This is a genomic window from Shewanella sp. A32 (assembly GCF_029167175.1).
Lineage (GTDB): Bacteria > Pseudomonadota > Gammaproteobacteria > Enterobacterales > Shewanellaceae > Shewanella > Shewanella yunxiaonensis.
This window is the reverse complement of record NZ_JARFTS010000005.1, coordinates 125,899-148,887: the sequence shown is the minus strand read 5'-3', so window position 1 is coordinate 148,887 and position 22,989 is coordinate 125,899. Positions and strand designations below refer to the sequence as shown.

The following is a 22,989-nucleotide window of genomic DNA, read 5'->3' as shown; positions in this document are numbered from 1 at the left end:
TCTTTCGGGGTTATAGAGATTCAAGCGCCGTAGTATATACCTAAACGACGCACAGAATCAGCCTTACTCGCGGTAAAGCTGTTGTGACACGATGTAATCCAGTACTTCCGTTGGCAGTGCCTCACGGCAAGACTGCAACTGATCGATGGCAATTGCCTTACGTAAGGCGCTGGAGGAGAAGGGCTGTGGGGTAACATCAACCATAATGATGTTACCGACAGCAGCATTTTCGCCATGTTTCCATGCCGCAAGATGCTGTGCCGGTGTCTGACGGCGCTGTTGCCATTCCTGATACACCGGATTATCTGGCTGTAATTGCCATCCTGCCCGATAGCAGACAACCAGATGGCACAGCGTGAACAGTTCCTGCCAGTTCTGCCAAGTCGTGAGGGTGACCAGTGAGTCTGTCCCCATAATAAAGTAGAAGCTATCGAGTGGATGTTTTTGCCTGAGGTGTTGCAATGTGGTGACGCTGTAAGACAGGGTCGCACGTTCCAATTCGATGGCGTTGATGGCAAATTGGGGAAAGTGAGCTGCGGCCAGCTGTAACATTTTCAGCCGCTGGCCAGCACTAGCGCTGGCTTGTTGTTTATGTGGGGGAATATTGTTGGGCATCAACCACAGTTGGTCGAGCTGCAACTGCTGCAAGACTTCAGCTGCTGGACGCAGATGTCCGTAGTGCACAGGATCGAATGTACCGCCTAAAATCCCTATTCGCATCAGCTTAACTCGAATTGCTGTAACTGTTTATGAGCCTCGGCATCAAACATCAGACACAGATGGCTCACGCCCACCCAATCTTCTCGCCCCAGTTGCTTCAGTGCCAGTTCCAGTTTGGAGCTGATACCCAGCATGGTTTCAATGGCATCTAGGGGTAATCTTTTTAATGCCTGTTGGTATAACGGTTTTCGCTTGTCCCAAATCCGATATTGGCTAAACAACTGGTTGAGATCATGACCGACACTCAGGGCGGATTGCAGCTGCCATAACTGTGTCAGTTCCTTTTGCAATGCCCAATGCACGATGGGTAGCGCAGTATCTTCGGCTTTTAGTTGAACCAGCATGTGCTGGGCTTTGTCTTGCTGATTTGCCAGCAGCGCATCTGTCAGCTGAAACACATTGAAGCGCGACTGATCTTCAAAATAATGCGCTAATTCATTGGCATCTACCGCACGACCACCGGCAAGTAGTTGTAATAGCTGCAGCGCTTGGTCTGCGGCCAGCAGATTACCTTCATACAGACTGGCCAGCATGGTGCGTGCGTCAACCTGCAGGTGCAATTGGTAATACTGGATCCTGTCATCCAACCAACGCTGAAATTGAGCACCTTCAGGTGTCGTGCAGGGAACAAAGATTCCCTTGCTGTCCAACTGCTTAAACCATTTACTATTTTGCTGCTCTTTCGCCAGTTTAGTTCCGGTAAGCAGTAACACGGTATCTGGATTAGGCTGTTGCAGCAACGCTAACAACATGGCACTGCCATCACTACCGGGCTTAGCTTGGGGTAATTGCAGTTCAATAATGCGTCGGCTGGCGAACAAGCTCATGGCATGCCATTCGTTGTAAAGATCCTGCCAATTGAAACTCGTGTCCTGTTCCAGTTGTACCCGTTCTTCAAACCCTTGTTGGCGCGCCGCTGCCAGCAGTTGTGATCTGGTGGTATCCAGCAGCCAGGGATCATCACCGAACAACAGATAACACGGTCTTAATGTCGTGAGCTGTCGTGCCAGCTGATCTGGATACACCCGCATCACTTCACCTCAGTGGCGGCCAGTGTCTGAATAATGTAATCCGCCGCTTGGCTGCGCATCTCTTTCACCAGCAGATCCATTTCCCGACTTTTTGCCAGCGCGGTACGGGGATCATCCTGATAGTCGCGGCGGACTTCTGCCGTAAAGCTCTGCGCTTCGTTGCCGGGCATGGCGACACTAAAGTACACCCGATAGATCAACTCATATTCCGCCACATTACCTGTAGGGTAGATAGACAGGGTAGAGCGCTCCAGTGAATCTTTCATCAGGGTCAAGCGTGGCAGCGTATCGCTGGCGGGCTTAACGCTAATATTGTGCAGACGCAGTCGATCCTGTACCAAACGGCTCAGCTCACTGTACTGATCGGGTGTGGTCAGACTGAGTGTTTTCAGCTGTGGTGGGATCGAATAACTGCCTTGCAGATGAAAACCGCATCCGGCACAGATCATCATGACCAGTGCCAGCGCAGTGAACATCAAATGCCGGAAACGCTTTATAGGTGTCAGCATGAGTGTCCTGTCAGTTAGTTAGCCACAATGTTCAGCAGTTTCCCTGGCACATAAATCACCTTACGCACTGTCTTGCCTTCGGTGTGTTTCTGCACCTGTTCATCTGCTAACGCTAGGTCTTGCACCTGTTGTTGTTCGGCATCGGCTGCAACGGTTATTTTGGCTCGCAATTTACCGTTAACTTGCACTACCACTAACTTGCTGTCTTCTACCAGCGCCGCTTCGTCTACTTGTGGCCAGCGGCTGGTTTCAATGTCACTGGTATTGCCCAACGCCTGCCATAGACTAAAGCTCAGGTGTGGCGTGATGGGATATAACAGACGAACCAAGGCAGACAGTGCTTCAGCCAGCAACGCCCGGTCCTGCGCCGTTTCCTGCGGTGCTTTTTGTAAATTGTTCATCAGTTCCATCACGGCAGCAACGGCGGTGTTGAACATTTGCCGACGACCAATATCGTCTGTCACTTTAGCAATGGTCTTATGCAGCTCGCGCCGCAGTGCTTTCTGATCGGCATTCAGGCTGCTGACATCGAGCGCTTCAGTTGGACCAGCATTGACATGATCAGAGGCCAATTTCCACAGACGTTTGATGAAGCGATGTGCGCCTTCTACACCAGACTCCTGCCATTCCAGTGTTAATTCTGGGGGGGCGGCAAACATCATAAACAAACGCACGGTGTCAGCACCGTATTTTTCCACCATCAACTGCGGGTCGATACCGTTGTTCTTTGACTTAGACATTTTGCTCATGCCGGTATACACCAGTTCATGACCCTCTTTGTCTACGGCTTTGCTGATGCGACCTTTATCGTCACGTTCCAGCACTTCTGCATCCAGCGGAGAAACCCAGATACGCGCGCCTTTTTCATCGGTGTAGTAGAAGGCATCTGCCAGTACCATACCTTGTGTCAGCAGACGTTTGGCAGGTTCATTGCTGTTGACCAAGCCGGCATCGCGCAGCAATTTGTGGAAGAAACGGAAATACAACAGATGCATACAGGCGTGTTCAATACCCCCGATGTACTGATCTACCGGTAACCAATAGTTGGCTTTATCAGTGTCCAGCATCTGATTGGCTTTCGGTGAGCAATAACGAGCGTAATACCAGCTGGATTCCATAAAGGTGTCAAAGGTATCGGTTTCTCGCAGCGCAGCCTGGCCGTTTACTGTAGTCTTGGCCCATTCTTTGTCGGCTTTAATCGGACTCTGCACCCCGTCCATGACCACGTCTTCTGGCAAAATGACCGGCAACTGATCTTCTGGTGTCGGGATCACGCTGCCATCTGGCATGGTGACCATCGGGATTGGTGCGCCCCAGTAGCGTTGACGACTGACGCCCCAGTCGCGCAGACGGAAGTTCACCTGACGTTTACCTTTACCTTGGCTGATCAGCTTCTCGGCAATGGCATTAAAGGCTGCGTCAAATGCTAAGCCGTCAAATTCACCAGAATTGAACAGGATACCTTTATCGGTAAACGCTTCTTGGCTCAGATCAGGTTCGCCTTCCGCAGATTTGATCACCCCTTTGATCGGCAGACCGTATTTAGTGGCGAACTCATAATCACGTTGGTCATGGCCGGGGACGGACATCACCGCGCCAGTGCCGTAATTCATCAGGACGAAGTTAGCTGCCCATACCGGCACCTTATCGCCGGTCAGTGGATGAATAGCGTACAGCCCGGTGGCTACGCCTTTCTTTTCCATGGTTGCTAAATCGGCTTCTGACGCTTTGCTTTGCTTACAGTCGTCAATAAATGCAGCCAGCGCAGGATTATTGGCGGCGGCTTTTATCGCTAATGGGTGTGCAGCGGCAATCGCCACATAGGTCACGCCCATGACGGTATCGGGACGAGTAGTGTAGATGTCAAAAGTGTCGTCACTGTCAGCCACCTGGAAGGTCATCTCAACGCCTTCGGAGCGACCTATCCAGTTACGCTGCATCGCTTTAACCTGCTCTGGCCAGCCTTCCAGGTTATCGATTTCATTCAACAGTTCTTCCGCATAAGCGGTGATTTTGATGAACCATTGTGGGATTTCTTTCTGCTCTACACGGGTATCACAGCGCCAGCAGCAACCATCAACCACCTGTTCGTTCGCCAGCACGGTCTGGTCGTTTGGACACCAGTTCACTGAGGAGGTCTTTTTGTAAACCAGACCTTTGTCATACAGCTTGGTGAAAAACCATTGTTCCCAGCGGTAATATTCTGGGGTACAAGTAGCGATTTCACGACTCCAGTCGTAACCGAACCCCAGCATTTTCAGCTGGTTTTTCATGTAATCAATATTGGCGTAAGTCCAAGGTGCTGGTGCAGACTTGTTCTTGATGGCGGCGTTTTCTGCCGGCAGTCCGAAAGCGTCCCAACCAATAGGCTGCAACACGTTTTTACCCTGCAGTCGCTGGAAACGAGAGACAACATCACCTATGGTGTAGTTGCGAACGTGGCCCATGTGGAGGCGACCAGAAGGATAGGGGAACATGGAGAGACAGTAAAACTTCTCTTTATTGTTATCTTCGGTGACTTCAAAAGTTTTGTTGTCAGCCCAGTGCTGTTGAACCCGGGCCTCAATTTCTGAGGGATTGTATTGCTCTTGCATCAGGTTTTTCGGCATTGCCGCCCATAAATTTGAGATATACGCGCTTTGCGACGCATTTTAAATCTGCATAGAATAAACCAGAAGTGAGTCATTCACCAAGACTCGTCTTAAAGGAGTAGCGCCATGAGTGATAAAAGTAAGGAATTGCTAGATCTGTATCAGGCTTTGCTTCAAAAGGTGAAAGAAATTTATCAGCAGGATACCTCTCTCACCGTGAAGAGCCTCCTAAGTACTATCAAAAAAGGTAAGGAATACCTTGCATTAAAACGTCATGCTGATGAAGCCCAATTACAGCTGGTGGAAGAGTTTTTGCAACGGGATGTTGCCAGCTTTATCGCCACTCAGGCAGAAGATGATCTGAGTTACAGCCCTACAGCCATTACGTTGGAAAACACCCTTTGGCATTGGCTCGGTGAGATCAGTGACCGCAGTCAGGTCGAGTGGCATGAGTTGGCCCGCCAGTTCAGTCAGAAAGGCGTATACCACAGTGGTGATATTGTCACTCAGGGAACACTGACCTGCACTAATTGCGGTCACAAGATGAATATCGAATTCACCGATGCTATTCCGGATTGCCCCGAATGCGATCATTCAGAGTTTACCCGCGAGCCGCTGATGCCGTAATCTCTGAGAATTTGATCACTATACAAAACGCAGCCATTGGACTGCGTTTTTTGTGATTAACTCTGCTGCTTTTTTAACTTTGCCAGCGCTGCTTCAATTTCCTGTTTTCGGCCACTGTCAGCCAGTTCTCGCCCGGGGCGTGGCGCTGCTTGCAGTGCTTGTTGCAGATATTTTTGCGCCTCATCGTAGCGGTCATCGTCTAGCAGAAATTCACCGTAAAAATAGTTAGCATCAATACCCTCTGGGTTGATGCTAAGGGCTTTTTTCAGCAATTTTTCGGCTTTGTCGTTATCACCAAATCCAATGGGCCATCCTGGAACCTTAAAATACAACACGCCGAGACTGGTATAGGCCGAGCCTTGCAGAGCCTCAGGCTGATTGGCAATGGTGTGTTCAAAGTCGGCTTTGGCAATTTTGGCGTACTTCAACGCGCTGAGTCCGCCGCTGACACCCGCATAGGTAGAGTTGATGATGCCATGCCAGATAATCAGGCGATTATCACCGGGATAGGTCTTTACCGCCGTATCTGCCTGTTGCAGCAGTTCATCAAATGCTTTTTCCTTGGCATCGCCTTTCAGGGTGTAATTATCAACCGCCCACTGTTGCTGGAGCTTTATTAACGCACTATCACTGGCGTCATCAGCATTGGCCGCAGCAGTCACCAAGCTGGTAACTATGAGCAGTAAGTTAAGATACTTCATGGCGTTCTCCTACAGCGTGTTGCGGATGATTAGAGCCGCGACAGAAACGTTTGATAACCGGCAGTTGTTTTAAGATGCTGTTATCCACCAGTCTGGGCAACAAGACATTAATCCGCACGAACAGTGATTCTGGCCAGCCCAGAAAAATATCGCCTTGTTTGTGCTGTCGCAGTGCCAGACACAGTTGTTCTGCGACCCAATTAGGGCTATCCGTTTTATTGCCTAGCTGCTGGTTCATTTCGCGCATCGCGGGGCTGTTGAGTTCCGTCCCCGTCGCTCTAGGCGCAAAATACAGCACAGCAATCTCAGTATCGGTGAGTTCTCGCCTTAGTGATTCGGTAAAGCGCTGTAACCCGGCTTTACTGGCACAGTAGAGGGTAGAGCCTGGATAGCCGATATTGCCGAGGATGGAGCCGATATTGACGATAGTCGCTTGCTTATGCTGAAACAGCGGGAGCAAGGCCCGACAAACATTGATGGGGGCTAGCAAATTAGTGGCGAGGATGCGTTCACCGTCAGCAATACTGCTATCAGCCAGGAGTGTCAGCTGATTAACCCCCATGCCGTTAATCAGGGTGTCAGCTTCGAAGGCATTCGCGGCTGACTGCAGCGAGGTAATACCGGCAGTCGTCGTCAGGTCTGCCACCAATAACTGATGACCACTACCCTCCAATTCATCCAATAAGATGGCCAGTTTGCCATTATTGCGGCCGCAGAGCAGCAGCTCATGCCCTTGCGCGGCCAACGCTTTCGCGATTGAACGGCCAATGCCACCACTCGCCCCTGTTAGGATCACTCGTCTACGTTGCATTGTCATATCGTTGTCCCGTTTAAGCCGCGGCATCTTTCTCGATATAGCTGGCTTGTGCGGCATCCAACTCTCGAAATACATTGCCATAGAGCCGATAAAAGTTGTTGGCAGCATGCACGATCAACTGCTGTTCCTGCGGTTCGTCTATGCGGTTCATTAACCCTTTAAAGAAATGCATATGCTTTTTGTCTAACTCGCCGTGCGATTTGAGGTAACTGAAGGCACTATCAGGCAGCGCTAGCGTCGCTTGAATTTTGTCGGCTGCCAGCAGTGCCATGTTGATACTGGTGCCTTCCAAAACGTTGACCATGCCGAAAAAGCCCAACGGATTAACTCGGCTGACCATGTCCCAAGCGTAAGTGACCATCATCTCTGTGCTGAAGTTAGGTGAGCTCTTTCGCGCTTTTTCTTTGTCGTAACCACAGGCAGCAATATCGTTGAGGATCCATTCCTGATGTCCTTTTTCTTCATCGATATACTCAGCGACGGCTTCGCGCAGCCATTCCTTACTTTCAGGCAGACGTGAGCCTACTGCCATTAACAATGGTGATGTGTGTTTTACGTGGTGATAAGCCTGTTGCAGGAAGGCCACATATTCAGCCTTAGTCACGTTTCCGGCGAGGCAATGGTTGATAATGGGTGTGTCCAAAAGAAACTGCCTGCTGGCAATCGTCTGTTGCTGTAACTCATCATAAAAAGCCATCATCGACCTCTTACTTCTGCTGTTGATACAAGGAAGAAATTTGCAGGTTAAATGCTTTGAGCAGTTGCTGGCGCTGCAAGCGACCATTGGCCGTCATAAATGGCAGAAGCTGTTTATCTTCCAGCCTCAGCCATTGCCGCACTTTTGCGTAATCAGGTAACTGTTCATTGGCCTTGTCTATCCATTGGGTTATCTGCGAGTCACTGACAGCTGTCGACGCGGTTAATAAGGCGCACAAAAACGGTTGATCGTCACCGACGACCACGCATTGATTTAACAATGGTTCAGCGAGCAAGGCAGACTCAACCCATTCTGGGCTGATATTGCGGCCAAATGAGGAGATCAGCAGATTCTTGCGTCGTCCATCAATATAGAGCCAGCCATCCTCCAGATGTCCTAAATCACCGCTGTGGATGTCATTGGGGTACCAACTGTCGGGCATCCCGGCATAACCCAGATGACAAGCTCCTGAAACAATGACTTCTTGATCATCAATGCGCACCTGACAGTGGGGCAGAACTTTACCGGCAGCACCACTACGTGACTGGCTGGGCGTGTTAAGTGCCACGACTGAACCACATTCAGATAAACCGTAGCCTTCATATACTGGCAGCCCCAGTTGCTGTGCCGTGAGCAGTAATTGGGGATCTACCCGGCCACCACCAACGGCTATAAAGCGCAGGCGCTGCGGCGCTTTCCAACCCTGCTGGCAAGCGGCTACTAACAGACGCAACAGTTGCGGGAGCAGGATCATCGAATGCGGTTGTGTTTTACTGATACATTGCAGCAACTGATGGCTGTCTATGTTGGAACTGCCGAGCATGCCGCGCTCGGCATCATTGGGGAGCACCACGGTGCCGCCACATAACAGCGGGCTGTATATCCCTGCGATATTTTCCAGCAAAGTACTCAATGGCAGTAAACACAGATGCCGGGGTTGGTTGATCGCGATTTCCTGGGCCAGAGATTTGGCCACCCGCCATTGATGATCTTTACTGAGACAGACGCCTTTAGGGATGCCTGTCGAGCCGGAGGTAAAGGTAATTTTGTGGGTGCCCTCAGGCAGCTGATGAGTGCTGTCATAAGGGAGTTGCCAGCAATGATACCTTTCCGGCAACGCCCAGGCAGCGATACCGGGCAATGCTTGTTTAAGGTCAAGTTTGCATTGACCGGGAAGCAGAATTTCTTCGCTCAACAGTAATTCCGCACCTGCCTGCTCGAGACAATTGCGGATCTGCTGCGGCGTAAAAAACAGTGGTAATGGCAGACAGATAACATTGGCAGCGTGACATGCTAGGTCTACCACAACCCAGTCGACACTGTTGCCGCCATGAAGTGCAACACAGGGAACCTGCTGTTGTAATAACCACTTTGCCAGCGCATCAACGCGTTGCGCTAATGTCTGGTAGCTCAGTTGTTGGTGGCTGTCTTCAAGGGCAATAAGTGCCGGAGAAGCCTGGGCCGTTTGATTCAGAAACTCCACGATATTATTCATGATACCTCTCACTTACGACGGATTGCTGCAGCAATTGCGGATGTTTGTCGTTCATAGGTTGCAGCAATTTTCGAAAGTCTGCGGTCGTGATACATGACTTCGCAGGCTCGATGTAAATTACCGATCATTACTCGGGGATTATTGCGGTAATAGCTCCCCCAAATGGCGCTGTCACCAGCTAATCGCTGCGGATCGGCAGGGCAAAGACAATAAGGTTCAAATCCTAATCGTTGCATCAGGCGTTGTACCTGTTCGGTGGCAGTGAACACCATCCATTCATAGCCCGCAGCGGACAGCACGCTTGCCAGCGTCACCATTAACATCGGACCAAACGCATGTTCTGCTAACGCCAGATTGCCAATTTCGATCAGACTGTCGCGCACTACTGGTCGTCTGGCGTTTTCCGCCACTAACTGTTCGATGGCAGAAGGTAGATATTGTTCAAGAAATAATGGTTGATGTTGTCCAGGACGCAAGCCGTAGGCCCCGACAATGTTGCCATGGTGAATGATCGCAATGAGCCACGGCAGGAAACTGTTGAGCTGGGCGTGGTGTACCTGCTGAAATTTAGCGGCAATAAACTGTTCTACTGATTGCCGTTGTGTATTGGCAATCGTGATCAGCTTCAAGGTCGGTACTATTGTCGCCAGAGAGTGGTCGGCAGACGAGTTGTCTGCCAACGGTGCCTGAGGCAAATGCTGGGACATAGAGATACTCCACTAGTGATGTCTCATTGTCACCCTAGCGAAGCCATCTTAAGAATATCTTACGAAATTCAGATTTAGTTAATTATTCAATAATACTTAATAAATTGATTTTTAAATTACTTTTTGGCTTTTGGTAGCAAGGTACATAGCAGCAATAACAAAAGGCTGAGTATCAATACTGGCCACTGACCGAATTTATAGAAGGGGGTTACGCCTTTGACCAAAGGCACATCAGCAGTCAGCACCCCTTCCTGGAATTGTGGCAAGCGTGCGGTGATGGCGCCATGTTCATCAACGACAGCGGTGACACCGTTATTGGTATCTCGCAATAACGGTCTTCCTAGTTCCGCGGCGCGCATCTGGGCAATTTCCATATGTTGCAATGGACCGTTGGATTCACCAAACCAAGCGTCATTTGAGACCGTTAGCAGTAACTGAGTTTCTGCATTGACGTTGTCACGCAGCTGTTCCGGAAAGGCGATTTCGTAGCAGATTGCGGGTGCCAGTCGATATCCCAGCGCCTGCAAATTTGGCTGCACATATGCCCCTCGTGTGAAGGAGGACATTGGCAAGTTAAACAGCGGTGCCAACGGCCTTAACAACGATTCCAACGGAACAAATTCCCCGATAGGTAACAGATGGTGTTTCCGATACTGGTTACTGCCATTGACTTGATAATCACCCTCTGATTGCTGAGGTTGATGGGCATTGCCCAGTACAATCAATGAGTTGTAAAAATCTGTTTGCGCCATACTGACAATACCCGCGACAATCGCAGTATTGTTGAGGTTTGCCACTTTGTTGGCATTATCCAGAAATGGTTCTACCATGGCCTCAGGTGCCGGAATTGCGGCTTCCGGCCAGATAATAATCTGTTTATCGAAGTGTGGTCGCGACAAGTCCATATACTTCAACAATGTTGGCCACAGTGCATTAGGATCCCATTTCATACTTTGGGGAATATTTCCCTGCACCAAGGCAACACTGACGGTTTTACCGGTACGCTCAATTCCTGAGTGTTTGGGGGCCTGCCAGACCATTACGACCAGCAAGGCCAGCAGTAACGGCAAACTCATCCAGCGCTTGCGCACGAGTAACACCAGACTACCGGCGAGCATTGCTAGCAGAAAACTGATCCCTAACGTGCCGATATAGGCTGCCAGTGGCTTTAACGGACCCATCGCCTGACTGTAACCTGCCCATAGCCAGGGAAAGCCCGTCAGCACCCAACCACGAAGCCACTCGGTCAATACCCACAGCGCGGGAAACAGTGCCAAGTTATTCCATACTGGCCAGCGCGAACGTAAGCGTGCGGTGAGCCAGCCTGCCAGCGCCGGATACAATGCCAGATATAACGCCAGCATGCCCATTAACAGCATGGAAACGGGCAGTGGTAGACCGCCATAACGGTAAATGCTGACATGCACCCAACTGATGCCAAACGCAAAACTGCCGAAACCAAAACTGAGCCAAAGATAAAAGGCTTGTTTTGTCGGCGCGCTGTGAGTCAGCCATAAGGCCAATGCCAATGCCAGTGGCAAGATGGGCCAGATATTATAGGGCGCAAAGGATAGAGATGTGGCTGCACCGGCAATCAATGCCAGTACAGCGTTATACCACGGGTGTTGCCGGAGACGGCTAGGCGCAAGGGTCACTATGAATTGCTTTCTTCTGTTTCGCTGTCATCAGGCAGTTTGACTCGCAACTGCAACAACCGGCGCGTGTCGGCACTAATCACTTTGAATTCGATGTTTTCAATCGTGATCTTCTCGTTACGTTCTGGCAGATGACCAAAGGCATGACTCACAAGTCCACCTACCGTATCGAACTCTTCATCACTAAACTGAGTACCAAAGGAATCATTAAAGTCTTCGATATGTGTTAGTGCTTTAACCAGATAAACTTTGCTACCCACCTTACGGATTTCGGGCTCTTCAGTCGCATCATGGTCGAATTCATCTTCAATATCGCCAACGATCTCTTCCAGAATATCTTCGATGGTGACCAGTCCAGACACACCACCGTATTCATCGACAACGATAGCCATATGGTAACGTTGGCTGCGAAATTCTTTAAGCAGTACATCAACGCGTTTACTTTCCGGCACAACCACCGCTGGCCGGATCACTTTTTCCAGTGAAAACGGGTCTTCACTGTGGTTAAAACCATATTTGATCAGATCTTTTGCCAGCAGGATACCTTCGATGTGGTCTTTGTCTTCATTGACCACAGGGAAGCGGGAGTGTGCTGAAGAGATGACGGTGTTAAGGACTTCCTCCACCGAATCTGTATATTGAATCGCCACAATCTGCGCGCGCGGGATCATAATGTCGCGGACTCGCAGATCAGATACTTCTAGAACGCCCTTGATCATCTCGCGGGTGTCCTCGGTGATAAGATCGCGTTGTTCAGCGTCCTGAATCACCTCTACTAATTCGTCGCGATTCTGGGGTTCGCCCATGAACAACTGGCTGACGCGATCAAACCAGCCCTTCTTATGGGCGCCGGTACTCGGGGGGATATCATCACTCATAGTGGTGTCACAGTTCGTGGAAGACGAACGTTTATTGCTCCTTGTAAGGGTCAGAAAAACCTAAGCTTTCAATGAGTTCTGTCTCAATGGCTTCCATTTCTTCAGCTTCGGCGTCGTCAATATGATCATAACCTAGCAGATGCAGGCATCCATGCACAACCATATGAGCCCAGTGAGCTTCCAATGGTTTATGTTGTTCCTGCGCTTCATTTTCAACGACCGGGGCACAAATAACAAGATCCCCGATCAGTGGCAATTCAATGCCGGGTGGTGCTTCAAAGGGAAAAGACAACACGTTGGTTGGTTTGTCCTTGCCACGATAATCCAGATTCAGTTGGTGGCTTTCGGCTTCATCCACCAGGCGAATGGTCATTTCGGCCTCATCCAGGCGGCCATCAAGGGCAGTCGTTGCCCAGCGTAAAAAATCGGCTTCAGCCGGTAATTGGTTGGATTCAGAGGCAACCTGTAAATCCAGTGTCAGCTCAAGACTCATGTTCGGAAGGTTCCGTAATATCAGAAGGTTCAGCCAGTTTGTACTGGCTATCACGACGAGCACTGGCCGCTTGTTGGCGTTGTTCGTAAGACTCATAGGCCTCAACGATCCTTGCCACCACAGGGTGACGCACTACGTCTTTTGATAGGAAAAAGTTAAAACTGATCTCATCGACATCGCCAAGCACTTCGATGGCATGGCGTAAGCCTGATTTCACATGCCGCGGCAAGTCAATCTGGGTGATATCGCCGGTGATGACCGCTTTAGAATTAAAGCCAATACGGGTCAGGAACATCTTCATCTGTTCAACCGTCGTGTTCTGGCTTTCATCGAGAATAATAAAGGCATCGTTTAACGTACGGCCACGCATATAGGCCAGTGGTGCAATTTCGATGACGCTGCGTTCAATTAGGCGTTCTACCTTTTCAAAGCCCAACATCTCAAATAATGCGTCATATAACGGCCGCAGATATGGGTCGACTTTCTGGCTCAAATCGCCGGGCAAAAAGCCCAATTTTTCGCCCGCTTCCACTGCTGGGCGTGTCAACAGAATCCGCCTAACTTCCTGGCGCTCCAGCGCATCTACCGCTGCCGCAACGGCCAGATAAGTTTTACCGGTTCCCGCCGGGCCAATACCAAAGGTGATATCGTGGCGCACGATGTTAACCACGTACTGGGTTTGGTTGGGATTGCGTGGTTTTATCACGCCCTTGCGGGTCTTGATAAAGTGCTCCTGCGGCTGATCGCTACCATCATCTGCTTCAATGGCGATCGCTTCCTGAATGGCAATATGCACTTTCTCAGGTTCGAGATCCGGCGTACTGCCTTTGACCGGGGCGGTTTCCACATACAAGTTACGCAATAAATTACTGGCAGTCAGACAGCCGTGAGGCTGACCCACAATCTTGAAATGGTTGTTGCGGTAACTGATCTCGACACCGATACGACGTTCGAGCTGTTTGATGTTGTCATCAAATGGGCCACACAGCGACGCCAGTCGACGACTGTCTGCGGGTTCCAGATACAGGTCCATGGCGGTTAATTTATGGGACAAATATAACTCCGATAATATGTTTCGCTATATGTTTCAGTTTACGAGCCTCACTGGTGAAATGCCATGAGAAAAATGTCATGTGCCAGCAAGCTAAAAGGCGACCGTGGCCGCCTTTTTGTTAATGTTATGGTTGGTAGCGTTTTACCCCAAGTTCGTCTTCACTCTGGTGTTTGGCCAGAATATCTACTGGGCGCAGATTACGGCGTAAATCCATCTGATCTTCACCACGAATTAACTTACCGCGCAGCGAATTAGGGTACACGTCAGTGATCTCCACATCGACAAAGGTGCCAATATGTTGTGGCTGCCCCTCAAAATTTACTACGCGGTTGTTTTCTGTACGGCCACGCAGTTCCATCGGATTCTTAACTGATGGACCTTCGACTAATATACGCTGCACTGTGCCTAACATCTGACGGCTGTAACGCATGGCCTGATGGGTGATAGTGTCCTGCAGTCTCGCCAGGCGTTGTCTCTTCTCTTCCAGATCGACGTCGTCTGGCAAGTCTGCGGCTGGTGTACCGGGACGGGCACTGTAAATAAAGCTGAAACTATGGTCGAAATTCACTTCTTCAATCAGCTTCATGGTGTCTTCAAAATCTTCCGCGGTTTCACCCGGGAAGCCCACAATGAAGTCGGAGCTGATTTGGATCTCTGGCCGAGCTTTACGCAGACGGCGGATAATGGATTTGTATTCAATCGCCATATGCCCGCGCTTCATTAACGTCAGAATGCGGTCTGAGCCTGACTGAACTGGCAGATGCAGAAAGCTCACCAGTTCCGGCGTGTCTTCATAGACATCAATGATGTCCTGCGTAAATTCAATCGGGTGACTAGTCGTGAAGCGGATGCGATCAATGCCATCAATGGCGGCAACATAGCGCAGCAGTTCGGCAAAAGAGCAGATGTCACCATCAAATTTAGCACCGCGATAGGCGTTAACATTTTGTCCCAATAAATTGACTTCGCGTACTCCTTGCTGTGCCAACTGGGCAACTTCCAGGATAACATCGTCCATTGGTCGACTGACTTCTTCGCCACGGGTATAAGGCACTACACAGAAAGAGCAGTACTTGCTGCAACCTTCCATAATGGAGACAAATGCGGTGGGACCTTCGGCACGCGGTTCCGGCAGACGGTCAAATTTTTCGATTTCCGGGAAGCTGACATCAATCACGGCATGGCTACCACCACGAACTTCATTGATCATTTCCGGCAGGCGATGCAGGGTTTGTGGGCCAAACACAATATCAACGCATGGCGCTCGGTCTTTGATGGCTTTGCCTTCTTGCGACGCGACACAGCCACCTACACCGATGATTAAGTCCGGATTTTTATCCTTAAGGCCTTTCCAGCGCCCCAGCTGATGGAATACCTTCTCCTGCGCCTTTTCACGAATTGAACAAGTATTTAGCAGCAACACATCGGCGTCTTCTGCTTCTTCTGTCAGGGTATAGCCCTGAAATTCGTTTAACAGGTCGGCCATCTTAGCTGAGTCATACTCATTCATCTGACAGCCCCAGGTTTTGATATGGAGTTTCTTACTCATCAGTTTTGCGCCGCTCACACGTACCTCTAAGGAAAATAGCGCGCTATTTTACCTGCAGTTGTTGCCGCTTGCCAACGTTTGCCGGCGCAAAACCGAATTACTTCGAACCCCACACATGGGTATTGTTATAAGCTGTTGTTTCCACAGGCTGTTGATTATCAGCGACTAATGGCTGATAGGTATCAAAGAACTCCGAGGCCATCTGCCTTGAGCTGTTTTTGGCGGTGTCATGAATATCTGCCAGCAATTCGAAATGGAATTCACCCATGGTTTCCGCGAATTGTTGATATAAGGCATAATTCACTGAACCGACATAAGTTACAGTGATAACTTCCATTTTTTCAGGTAGATTTTCTGCCTGACTATGCAGGGGCAGCAGTGTCCCGGCGGCTATCAGCGTTATAGCGGCAAAGCGACTTAAGGATGTGATTGCCATATCGTTCTCCTGGGTTTGTACATGGGATGAACCTGTACGACACTGCTCAGGTGCTATAAATAAGACACTCATTAAGTGAGCGAGGGTTGAAATCAAATTGCGAATTATTTCGTTTTCCAAAAGCTATTGATATTGGATTTGATGACAACAGCAACAAAGAATTAGTACAGCAGGAATGCAACAGTGACAAAACAACATCAGCAACAAGATATTGTCATTATTGGTGGCGGTATGGTGGGGGCCGCAGCCGCAGTGGGTTTGGCTCAGCTTGGATTAAACGTCGCACTGGTAGAAGCCACCGAGCCAGAGGCCTATTCGCCAGCGCAACCGCTGGACGTCAGAGTATCGGCCATTTCGCTGGCTTCGGAAAATTTATTAGCGCGGCTGGGGGCGCTTGAAGCATTGCTGCAGATGCGGCAAGTAGCTTATCGCGGCCTGGAAACCTGGGAGATGGAAGGGTGTATTACCCGCTTTCATGCCGAGCAGCTCAAGCTGTCACATCTGGGGCATATTGTTGAAAATCGGTTGGTGCAGTTGGCTCTGTGGCAGCAATTCACTCAGTACGACAATCTCACGCTTTGCTGCCCCGCGCGAGTAGCGCGCATGGTGCGGTCCTGTAGCGGTATTGAAGTGAGTCTGGATGATGGTCGGGTGCTTGATAGTCATCTGCTGGTCGGGGCGGATGGGGCCAATTCATTAGTCCGCCAATGGGCGGGTATTGGTGTTGCTGGCTGGGACTATAGCCAAGCTTGTATGTTGATCAATATTGCGACAGCCGACGAAGAACAAGACATTACCTGGCAGCAATTTACGCCGCAAGGGCCGCGGTCATTACTGCCGCTGCCGGGAAAACACGCTTCATTAGTCTGGTATGACGATGCACAGACGATAAAGGGGCTGTCTCAGTTATCTGCCAAACAATTGAAGCAGGCGATCGACAGTCACTTCCCCGCCCGGCTTAATCGTGATTTTGAAGTGCTCGACCGTGGCAGCTTTCCGCTGACCCGACGGCATGCCAAGCAGTATTATCGGGATAATTTGGTACTGCTGGGTGATGCGGCACATACGATTAATCCGTTAGCCGGGCAGGGGGTTAATCTCGGATTTAAAGACGTTGATGTATTGATCGAAGAGATTGCTGCCGCTCTCAGCGCTAAAGCGGGGGCGTGGTGGCAGAGTTCAGTGCTGGCCGGTTATCAGCGTCGTCGCTGGTATGACAATCAGCTGATGATGACCGGGATGGATCTGTTTTATGCCGGGTTCAGTAACGACATTCTGCCATTAAAGCTGGTACGTAATCTCGGTCTGAAGTTGGCGGATATTAATACCCCGGTGAAGCATCAAGTATTGAAATACGCACTCGGTTTGTCCTGAAACGGTTCAGACGATTTGTTGCGAGCGCAATAGCAGTGTTAAAATGCCGCGTTTTCTATCGCGGCATTATTGTTTTCGCGATGGATAAGTCATAAAAACAGGAAAAAATGACCACGATTAAACTGATTGTCGGGCTTGGTAATCCAGGGGCCGAATATGCCCAGACTCGACATAATGCCGGTGCTTGGTTTGTGGAACAACTGGCGCGAAATTATGGTGCCAGTCTAACGCCGGACAGTAAATATTTTGGACTGACAGCACGGATCACCGTAAAAGGCCGAGATGTTCGTTTGTTAGTGCCGACTACCTATATGAACTTGAGTGGTAAAGCGGTTGGCGCACTGGCAGGCTTTTTTCGTATCGCCCCAGATGAAATAATGGTGGCACACGATGAACTGGACATGCCACCAGGTGTGGCGAAGTTCAAACTTGGTGGTGGTCATGGCGGGCATAACGGATTGAAAGATATCATTGCCTGTCTTGGTAACGACAAAAATTTCTATCGTCTGCGCATTGGTATCGGTCATCCGGGAGATAAAAATAAGGTAAGTGGTTACGTACTTGGCAAACCACCGCTGGTGGAGCAACAACGTATTGATGCTGCCATTGACGAAGCGCTGCGAGCTACCGATATTCTATATACAGACGATATGACTAAAGCCATGAACCGCTTGCACGCGTTCAAGGCTGAATAACGAATCAATGACATCAGGTTGCTGGCATACCAGCAGCTGTCCGGCGGTTATCCCCCGGGAATTACAGTGAGATAAGGTAACTATCATGGGTTTTAAATGCGGCATCGTTGGTTTGCCCAATGTCGGTAAATCGACTCTGTTCAATGCGTTAACCAAGGCCGGTATTGAAGCGGCTAACTTTCCTTTCTGTACCATCGAGCCGAATACCGGCGTGGTACCTGTACCAGACCCACGTCTACAGGTTCTTGCTGACATTGTGCATCCAGAACGTGTGTTGCCTACCACCATGGAGTTTGTGGATATTGCCGGTTTGGTTGCCGGGGCATCAAAAGGTGAAGGTCTGGGCAATAAATTCCTGGCCAACATTCGTGAAACTGATGCTATCGGTCACGTGGTGCGTTGCTTTGAGAATGACAACATTGTGCATGTTGCCAACAAGGTCAATCCGGCATCCGATATTGAAGTTATCAATACCGAGCTGGCACTGGCGGATCTGGACAGCTGTGAGCGCGCCATTCTGCGCCAGCAAAAGCGTGCCAAGGGCGGTGATAAAGAGGCTAAGTTTGAAGTAGAAGTCCTGGAAAAGCTCAAGCCGGTACTGGACGAAGGCCATATGCTGCGCACCCTCGACCTCTCGAAAGAAGAGATTGAGGCCGTGGCTTATCTGAATTTTCTGACGTTAAAACCGACCATGTATATCGCAAACGTCGCCGAAGATGGCTTTGAAAATAATCCGCATCTGGACGTTGTGCGTGCCATTGCGGAGAAAGAACGTGCAGTGGTCGTGCCGGTATGTGCCGCGATTGAGTCTGAGTTGGCTGAAATGGACGACGAAGACCGTCAGGAATTTATGGCCGATATGGGACTGGATGAACCGGGTCTGGATCGTGTGATCCGTGCCGGTTATGAATTGCTGGATCTGCAGACATATTTCACTGCGGGCGTAAAAGAAGTGCGCGCTTGGACCATTCCGGTGGGCGCCAGTGCACCTCAAGCTGCGGGTAAAATCCACACCGATTTCGAACGCGGCTTTATTCGTGCTCAGGTCGTTTCCTATGAAGATTTTGTGCAATTCAAGGGGGAGAACGGCGCCAAAGAAGCCGGTAAACTTCGTGTTGAAGGTAAGACTTACATCGTTCAAGATGGCGATGTGATGCATTTCCTGTTCAACGTTTGATGCGCATAAAAATGCAGCAGATTGCCGCTATTTGCGTATCTGCTGCACAGTTTGGCGAGATTCTAAGCGAACGGCGGTAGTGCCGGGCTTCAGTCCGAAAAAGCTGTTGACCTGTATAGTATGAATAAGCATAATACGCCCCGTCCTCTCGGCAGAGGGGCATAAAGTTATCGTGGCTATGTAGCTCAGCTGGTTAGAGCACAGCACTCATAATGCTGGGGTCGCAGGTTCAAGTCCCGCCATAGCCACCATCCTTCTCGGATGCTAAACGAGACAATGCGGGAGTGGTGAAATTGGTAGACACGCCAGATTTAGGTTCTGGTGCCGCAAGGTGTGAGAGTTCAAGTCTCTCCTCCCGTACCATTCTCTCCTTTCTCAATATGAGAAAAGAGAACTTGAGATAACTTGCAGTTGGGGTATCGCCAAGCGGTAAGGCACCGGGTTTTGATCCCGGCATTCCCAGGTTCGAATCCTGGTACCCCAGCCATACTTTTGCAATATAGATTGGGGTATCGCCAAGCGGTAAGGCACCGGATTCTGATTCCGGCATACCTAGGTTCGAATCCTAGTACCCCAGCCAATGTGGCTATGTAGCTCAGCTGGTTAGAGCACAGCACTCATAATGCTGGGGTCGCAGGTTCAAGTCCCGCCATAGCCACCATAATGTTGAACTGTTGCTACCCGCTTGTTAGGGTAGGCAGTGACATAGACCGATTTTTTGGGGTATCGCCAAGCGGTAAGGCACCGGGTTTTGATCCCGGCATACCCAGGTTCGAATCCTGGTACCCCAGCCATATATGACCTTTTTGGGGTATCGCCAAGTGGTAAGGCACCGGATTCTGATTCCGGCATCCCCAGGTTCGAATCCTGGTACCCCAGCCAATAAGAAAGCTCGTCTTAATCGACGGGCTTTTTTGCTTTTTGCTGCCCAATAATACGGATGCAGTGACACTGCTTACCGATAGCCAATAAAAAACGCACCCGGAGGTGCGTCTTTTGTTGTCTGCAGTGCTTACTGATGGAACATCGCAGAAATGGATTCTTCATTGCTGACGCGGCGGATCGCTTCAGCAAGAATACCAGACATTGTCAGCTGTTTGACTTTACCGCTGGCAGCGATTTCCGGACGCAGAGGAATAGTGTCAGTCACAATCACTTCATCAATCACGGAATTCTTGATGTTTTCCAGCGCAGCACCTGAGAACACTGGGTGCGTCGCATAGGCAAACACGCGATTAGCACCATGCTGTTTCAGTGCTTCAGCGGCTTTACACAGCGTACCACCAGTATCAATCATGTCGTCAACGATAATACAATCACGGTCCTGAACGTCACCAATGATGTGCATTACCTGTGCCACATTGGCCTGAGGACGGCGCTTGTCGATGATAGCCAGATCAGTATCATCCAACAATTTGGCAATGGCACGGGCACGCACTACACCGCCGATATCGGGTGAAACAACAACCGGTGTTTCCAGGTTCTTGTCGAGCATGTCTTCCAACAATACTGGGCTACCGAAAACGTTATCCACGGGAACGTCAAAGAAGCCCTGGATCTGTTCGGCGTGTAAATCGCATGTCAGCACACGGTCCACACCAACGCTAGACAGAAAATCAGCAACCACTTTGGCAGTGATAGGCACACGGGCGCTACGAACACGACGATCCTGACGGGCGTATCCGAAATAAGGAACCACGGCTGTGATACGACCGGCAGAAGCACGGCGCAACGCATCTACCATCACGACCAGTTCCATCAGGTTGTCGTTGGTTGGTGCACAGGTGGATTGAATGATAAAGACATCAGCACCACGAACGTTTTCGTTGATCTGGACGCTGATTTCTCCATCGCTGAAACGGCCTACCGTGGCGTCTCCAAGTTTACAAAACAGACGGTCTGCTATCTTTTTAGCAAGACTGGGGGTAGCGTTCCCAGCAAAGAGCTTTATGTCGGGCACTTTAATGAACCTCGGGCGTTTGCATTATTGTGATCTGGAGGGACAGAGTGACAAGCTTTGCCCCTGAAGAAACTGTTCAGCACCGACTTAAGCGGTGCTGTAACGGCGATATATTCGTTCCTTTTGCCACAAATCCGCGGAATGTTTTAGGCATTTTCGCCAGACACTCCAGCGCTTGTTGCTGTGTTTCGAATTCCCCGAACACACAGGCGCCTGTTCCGGTCATTCTCGACGGGGCATATTCTAACAGCCACGCCAAGGCCTTGGCAACTTGCGGAAAGTTGTTACTGACGAGTGTTTGGCAGTCATTTTTCCAGTTTGCGGACAATAATTCATTCCAGGACAGTTTGGCGGTATCTCTTGGTAGATCCGGGTGTTGAAAGATTGCCGCAGTGGAAACATGGGCCTCCGGCGCTATCACCAGATACCAGTGTTCCGGAATATCAACGGCCACAAGTTTTTCACCCACGCCTTCAGCGAAAGCTGCATGTCCGTGAATAAAAATAGGCACATCAGCACCAAGTTTCAGACCTAATGCCGCGAGTTGTGGCTGGTCCAACCCTATTTGCCACAGCGCATTAAGTGCCACCAGGGTTGTGGCTGCGTCTGATGAGCCGCCACCCACACCGCCGCCCATCGGTAACTTTTTATCGAGCCAGATTTCTGCCCCCAGTTTGCTGGCTGACTGTTGTTGTAACAGTTTGGCGGCTTTGACAATCAGATTATCGTCATCAGCAATATTGGTGTTGAGATTGGAATGCAGGGTGATTTTGCCATCATTAGTGATTTTAAAATCGAGCAGATCGCCATAATCCAGAAACTGGAATAGGGTTTGTAATTCGTGATAGCCGTCTGCCCGACGACCATTAATATGCAGGAATAAATTGAGTTTGGCTGGGGCCGGCCAGCCTAACGAAAGTGATTGCGTCATGAGCGTTTGTTGTCCATTGGCACCTGCACACTGGTGAGTGCCTGCCATTGATTCAATTGAATTTTCAGTTTCAGTCCGCCCCGTTCTAAGCGCAGTAGACGTGGCACCATGGTGCCACTTTGAGCTTGCCAGCCCTGATATTGAATGCGCCATGGCGGGAATACACTGCTGTCGGTTAGTTGTAGTGGTCGATGATTAATATCGCGGCTGACCTGATAATCATCGGCCACGATCCCAAGCACCCACTCGGGCAATTTAGTTAAGGGAAATTGCCAATTGCTGAGGCGATTCAATAGTGCTTGTGGATCGTCGCCTTCATAGGTTTGGCCGTCTACTTCCAGCTTGGCATATCCCGCGCGGCTGCTAAGACTCATGACGCTGGTGCCTAACATGGTGGTGAGCTTGAGTTGATCACTCTCAGGGGTATGTAACCAGTAGAGATTGGTACTGAATTTCTCTTCGGGTGATATTACCGCGAGTTTGCCCTGTAATTCCCAGGCATTGGCGTCCTGAGGATTGGCAACTGTGGTTGCCACCCAGTTTTTATCAGTCAGACTGCTGCAGCCACTCACAAAAATGGCCCATATAAGCCACAACCACAGTGATGTGGTCGAACGATGGATTATGCGATTTGTGATGTTGGTCAAAATATTCGTCAATCATCAGCCATAAATGTTGGCCTATGATACGAGGGCTTTACCGTCAGACACAACTGGTGTGTGATTGCGGTTTTATCAGCAATCGCTGTTATAGCGCGGGTTGCCGCTGTTGAGCCTTTAATTGTCTGAAAAAATTAACCCTTTAGTCACTAATAAACCTTTATTCGGTTTTGTTAAGCGTATTCTGTTTTTAGTTGGGGCAATTCAGTAGAATGGCCGCATCTTAAGAAACG

Annotated in this window: 22 protein-coding genes and 7 tRNA genes; 11 read left to right on the top strand and 18 right to left on the bottom strand. The window is 49.9% G+C overall.

The window, feature by feature from the left end:
• Positions 1-63: 63 nt before the first annotated feature.
• From nadD to leuS, 4 genes are read right to left on the bottom strand one after another with little or no spacing between them, the layout of a single operon-like run.
• A complete protein-coding gene (nadD, locus tag PY479_RS06175) occupies positions 64-720 on the bottom strand; it encodes a nicotinate-nucleotide adenylyltransferase (protein WP_275483207.1) in 657 nt (218 codons plus the stop codon).
• Positions 720-1,751: a DNA polymerase III subunit delta gene (gene holA / locus PY479_RS06170; protein WP_275483206.1), complete on the bottom strand. Its 1,032-nt coding sequence runs from the start codon at positions 1,749-1,751 to the stop codon at positions 720-722. The genes nadD and holA overlap by 1 nt, the downstream gene beginning before the upstream one ends.
• Entirely contained in the window at positions 1,751-2,260 is a 510-nt protein-coding gene (lptE, locus tag PY479_RS06165; RefSeq protein WP_275483205.1) for an LPS assembly lipoprotein LptE, read from the bottom strand. The genes holA and lptE overlap by 1 nt, the downstream gene beginning before the upstream one ends.
• 14 nt (positions 2,261-2,274) lie before the next feature.
• Positions 2,275-4,854, bottom strand: a complete 2,580-nt coding sequence (gene leuS, locus PY479_RS06160; protein ID WP_212596651.1) for a leucine--tRNA ligase — start codon at positions 4,852-4,854, stop codon at positions 2,275-2,277.
• 123 nt (positions 4,855-4,977) lie between these two features.
• On the opposite strand from leuS, the gene PY479_RS06155 reads away from it, so the two are divergent.
• Positions 4,978-5,478 (top strand): zinc ribbon-containing protein, encoded by a 501-nt coding sequence (locus PY479_RS06155; protein ID WP_212594094.1) that lies wholly within the window; start codon positions 4,978-4,980, stop codon positions 5,476-5,478.
• A 56-nt stretch (positions 5,479-5,534) separates the two neighbouring features.
• Here PY479_RS06155 and PY479_RS06150 read toward each other — a convergent pair whose 3' ends face one another.
• The 11 genes from PY479_RS06150 to PY479_RS06100 form a co-directional block, all read right to left on the bottom strand.
• Positions 5,535-6,179 carry a tetratricopeptide repeat protein gene (locus PY479_RS06150; RefSeq protein WP_275483204.1) on the bottom strand — a complete coding sequence of 215 codons (645 nt, stop codon included), beginning with the start codon at positions 6,177-6,179 and terminating at the stop codon, positions 5,535-5,537.
• The gene (locus tag PY479_RS06145; protein WP_275483203.1) at positions 6,166-6,996 is read right to left on the bottom strand and encodes an SDR family oxidoreductase; all 831 of its coding nucleotides are present in this window, start codon (positions 6,994-6,996) and stop codon (positions 6,166-6,168) included. The genes PY479_RS06150 and PY479_RS06145 overlap by 14 nt, the downstream gene beginning before the upstream one ends.
• A 13-nt stretch (positions 6,997-7,009) precedes the next feature.
• The gene (locus PY479_RS06140) at positions 7,010-7,693 is read right to left on the bottom strand and encodes an iron-containing redox enzyme family protein (protein ID WP_212596650.1); all 684 of its coding nucleotides are present in this window, start codon (positions 7,691-7,693) and stop codon (positions 7,010-7,012) included.
• 10 nt (positions 7,694-7,703) lie between these two features.
• Entirely contained in the window at positions 7,704-9,188 is a 1,485-nt protein-coding gene (locus tag PY479_RS06135) for an AMP-binding protein (RefSeq protein WP_275483202.1), read from the bottom strand.
• A gap of 8 nt (positions 9,189-9,196) precedes the next feature.
• On the bottom strand, positions 9,197-9,895 hold the full coding sequence (locus tag PY479_RS06130; RefSeq protein ID WP_275483201.1) for a thermostable hemolysin: 699 nt from the start codon (positions 9,893-9,895) through the stop codon (positions 9,197-9,199).
• Between the two features lie 116 nt (positions 9,896-10,011).
• The gene (gene lnt / locus PY479_RS06125) at positions 10,012-11,550 is read right to left on the bottom strand and encodes an apolipoprotein N-acyltransferase (RefSeq protein ID WP_275483200.1); all 1,539 of its coding nucleotides are present in this window, start codon (positions 11,548-11,550) and stop codon (positions 10,012-10,014) included.
• Positions 11,550-12,428 carry a CNNM family magnesium/cobalt transport protein CorC gene (corC, locus tag PY479_RS06120; RefSeq protein WP_212594088.1) on the bottom strand — a complete coding sequence of 293 codons (879 nt, stop codon included), beginning with the start codon at positions 12,426-12,428 and terminating at the stop codon, positions 11,550-11,552. Before corC ends, lnt begins: the two co-directional genes overlap by 1 nt.
• A gap of 31 nt (positions 12,429-12,459) precedes the next feature.
• Positions 12,460-12,921 (bottom strand): rRNA maturation RNase YbeY, encoded by a 462-nt coding sequence (ybeY, locus tag PY479_RS06115; RefSeq protein ID WP_212594087.1) that lies wholly within the window; start codon positions 12,919-12,921, stop codon positions 12,460-12,462.
• A complete protein-coding gene (locus PY479_RS06110; protein WP_212594086.1) occupies positions 12,911-13,975 on the bottom strand; it encodes a PhoH family protein in 1,065 nt (354 codons plus the stop codon). Before PY479_RS06110 ends, ybeY begins: the two co-directional genes overlap by 11 nt.
• A 124-nt stretch (positions 13,976-14,099) precedes the next feature.
• Positions 14,100-15,524, bottom strand: a complete 1,425-nt coding sequence (gene miaB, locus PY479_RS06105) for a tRNA (N6-isopentenyl adenosine(37)-C2)-methylthiotransferase MiaB (RefSeq protein WP_275483199.1) — start codon at positions 15,522-15,524, stop codon at positions 14,100-14,102.
• 97 nt (positions 15,525-15,621) lie between these two features.
• The gene (locus tag PY479_RS06100) at positions 15,622-15,960 is read right to left on the bottom strand and encodes a hypothetical protein (protein ID WP_275483198.1); all 339 of its coding nucleotides are present in this window, start codon (positions 15,958-15,960) and stop codon (positions 15,622-15,624) included.
• Between the two features lie 183 nt (positions 15,961-16,143).
• Here PY479_RS06100 and PY479_RS06095 point away from each other — a divergent pair, with 183 nt between their 5' ends.
• From PY479_RS06095 to PY479_RS06050, 10 genes are all read left to right on the top strand, one after another.
• The gene (locus PY479_RS06095; protein ID WP_275483197.1) at positions 16,144-17,334 is read left to right on the top strand and encodes an FAD-dependent oxidoreductase; all 1,191 of its coding nucleotides are present in this window, start codon (positions 16,144-16,146) and stop codon (positions 17,332-17,334) included.
• Positions 17,335-17,441: 107 nt separating this feature from the next.
• The gene (gene pth / locus PY479_RS06090) at positions 17,442-18,029 is read left to right on the top strand and encodes an aminoacyl-tRNA hydrolase (protein ID WP_275483196.1); all 588 of its coding nucleotides are present in this window, start codon (positions 17,442-17,444) and stop codon (positions 18,027-18,029) included.
• A gap of 85 nt (positions 18,030-18,114) precedes the next feature.
• A complete protein-coding gene (gene ychF / locus PY479_RS06085; protein ID WP_212594082.1) occupies positions 18,115-19,206 on the top strand; it encodes a redox-regulated ATPase YchF in 1,092 nt (363 codons plus the stop codon).
• Between the two features lie 174 nt (positions 19,207-19,380).
• Positions 19,381-19,457 (top strand) — tRNA-Met (locus tag PY479_RS06080).
• Between the two features lie 27 nt (positions 19,458-19,484).
• Positions 19,485-19,569, top strand: a tRNA-Leu gene (locus PY479_RS06075).
• Between the two features lie 49 nt (positions 19,570-19,618).
• Positions 19,619-19,693, top strand: a tRNA-Gln gene (locus tag PY479_RS06070).
• A gap of 18 nt (positions 19,694-19,711) precedes the next feature.
• Positions 19,712-19,786 (top strand) — tRNA-Gln (locus PY479_RS06065).
• 4 nt (positions 19,787-19,790) lie between these two features.
• A tRNA-Met gene (locus PY479_RS06060) sits at positions 19,791-19,867 on the top strand.
• Between the two features lie 58 nt (positions 19,868-19,925).
• Positions 19,926-20,000, top strand: a tRNA-Gln gene (locus tag PY479_RS06055).
• A 13-nt stretch (positions 20,001-20,013) separates the two neighbouring features.
• Positions 20,014-20,088, top strand: a tRNA-Gln gene (locus tag PY479_RS06050).
• 130 nt (positions 20,089-20,218) lie between these two features.
• On the opposite strand, the gene PY479_RS06045 is transcribed toward PY479_RS06050, so the two are convergent.
• The 3 genes from PY479_RS06045 to lolB all read right to left on the bottom strand — a co-directional run bounded on the left by PY479_RS06045 (position 20,219) and on the right by lolB (position 22,669).
• Positions 20,219-21,166 carry a ribose-phosphate pyrophosphokinase gene (locus PY479_RS06045; RefSeq protein ID WP_212594081.1) on the bottom strand — a complete coding sequence of 316 codons (948 nt, stop codon included), beginning with the start codon at positions 21,164-21,166 and terminating at the stop codon, positions 20,219-20,221.
• 76 nt (positions 21,167-21,242) lie between these two features.
• On the bottom strand, positions 21,243-22,097 hold the full coding sequence (ispE, locus tag PY479_RS06040) for a 4-(cytidine 5'-diphospho)-2-C-methyl-D-erythritol kinase (RefSeq protein ID WP_275483195.1): 855 nt from the start codon (positions 22,095-22,097) through the stop codon (positions 21,243-21,245).
• Complete coding sequence (lolB, locus tag PY479_RS06035) at positions 22,094-22,669, bottom strand: lipoprotein insertase outer membrane protein LolB (protein WP_275483194.1); 576 nt, start codon at positions 22,667-22,669, stop codon at positions 22,094-22,096. Before lolB ends, ispE begins: the two co-directional genes overlap by 4 nt.
• Positions 22,670-22,989: the final 320 nt, after the last annotated feature.

Excerpts from the sequence above, each read along its gene's own strand:
- nadD (WP_275483207.1), bottom strand. The coding sequence starts at position 720 with ATGCGAATAGGGATTTTAGGCGGTACATTCGATCCTGTGCACTACGGA.
- holA (WP_275483206.1), bottom strand. The coding sequence starts at position 1,751 with ATGCGGGTGTATCCAGATCAGCTGGCACGACAGCTCACGACATTAAGA.
- lptE (WP_275483205.1), bottom strand. The coding sequence starts at position 2,260 with ATGCTGACACCTATAAAGCGTTTCCGGCATTTGATGTTCACTGCGCTG.
- leuS (WP_212596651.1), bottom strand. The coding sequence starts at position 4,854 with ATGCAAGAGCAATACAATCCCTCAGAAATTGAGGCCCGGGTTCAACAG.
- PY479_RS06155 (WP_212594094.1), top strand. The coding sequence starts at position 4,978 with ATGAGTGATAAAAGTAAGGAATTGCTAGATCTGTATCAGGCTTTGCTT.
- PY479_RS06150 (WP_275483204.1), bottom strand. The coding sequence starts at position 6,179 with ATGAAGTATCTTAACTTACTGCTCATAGTTACCAGCTTGGTGACTGCT.
- PY479_RS06145 (WP_275483203.1), bottom strand. The coding sequence starts at position 6,996 with ATGACAATGCAACGTAGACGAGTGATCCTAACAGGGGCGAGTGGTGGC.
- PY479_RS06140 (WP_212596650.1), bottom strand. The coding sequence starts at position 7,693 with ATGGCTTTTTATGATGAGTTACAGCAACAGACGATTGCCAGCAGGCAG.
- PY479_RS06135 (WP_275483202.1), bottom strand. The coding sequence starts at position 9,188 with ATGAATAATATCGTGGAGTTTCTGAATCAAACGGCCCAGGCTTCTCCG.
- PY479_RS06130 (WP_275483201.1), bottom strand. The coding sequence starts at position 9,895 with ATGTCCCAGCATTTGCCTCAGGCACCGTTGGCAGACAACTCGTCTGCC.
- corC (WP_212594088.1), bottom strand. The coding sequence starts at position 12,428 with ATGAGTGATGATATCCCCCCGAGTACCGGCGCCCATAAGAAGGGCTGG.
- ybeY (WP_212594087.1), bottom strand. The coding sequence starts at position 12,921 with ATGAGTCTTGAGCTGACACTGGATTTACAGGTTGCCTCTGAATCCAAC.
- miaB (WP_275483199.1), bottom strand. The coding sequence starts at position 15,524 with ATGAGTAAGAAACTCCATATCAAAACCTGGGGCTGTCAGATGAATGAG.
- PY479_RS06100 (WP_275483198.1), bottom strand. The coding sequence starts at position 15,960 with ATGGCAATCACATCCTTAAGTCGCTTTGCCGCTATAACGCTGATAGCC.
- pth (WP_275483196.1), top strand. The coding sequence starts at position 17,442 with ATGACCACGATTAAACTGATTGTCGGGCTTGGTAATCCAGGGGCCGAA.
- ychF (WP_212594082.1), top strand. The coding sequence starts at position 18,115 with ATGGGTTTTAAATGCGGCATCGTTGGTTTGCCCAATGTCGGTAAATCG.
- ispE (WP_275483195.1), bottom strand. The coding sequence starts at position 22,097 with ATGACGCAATCACTTTCGTTAGGCTGGCCGGCCCCAGCCAAACTCAAT.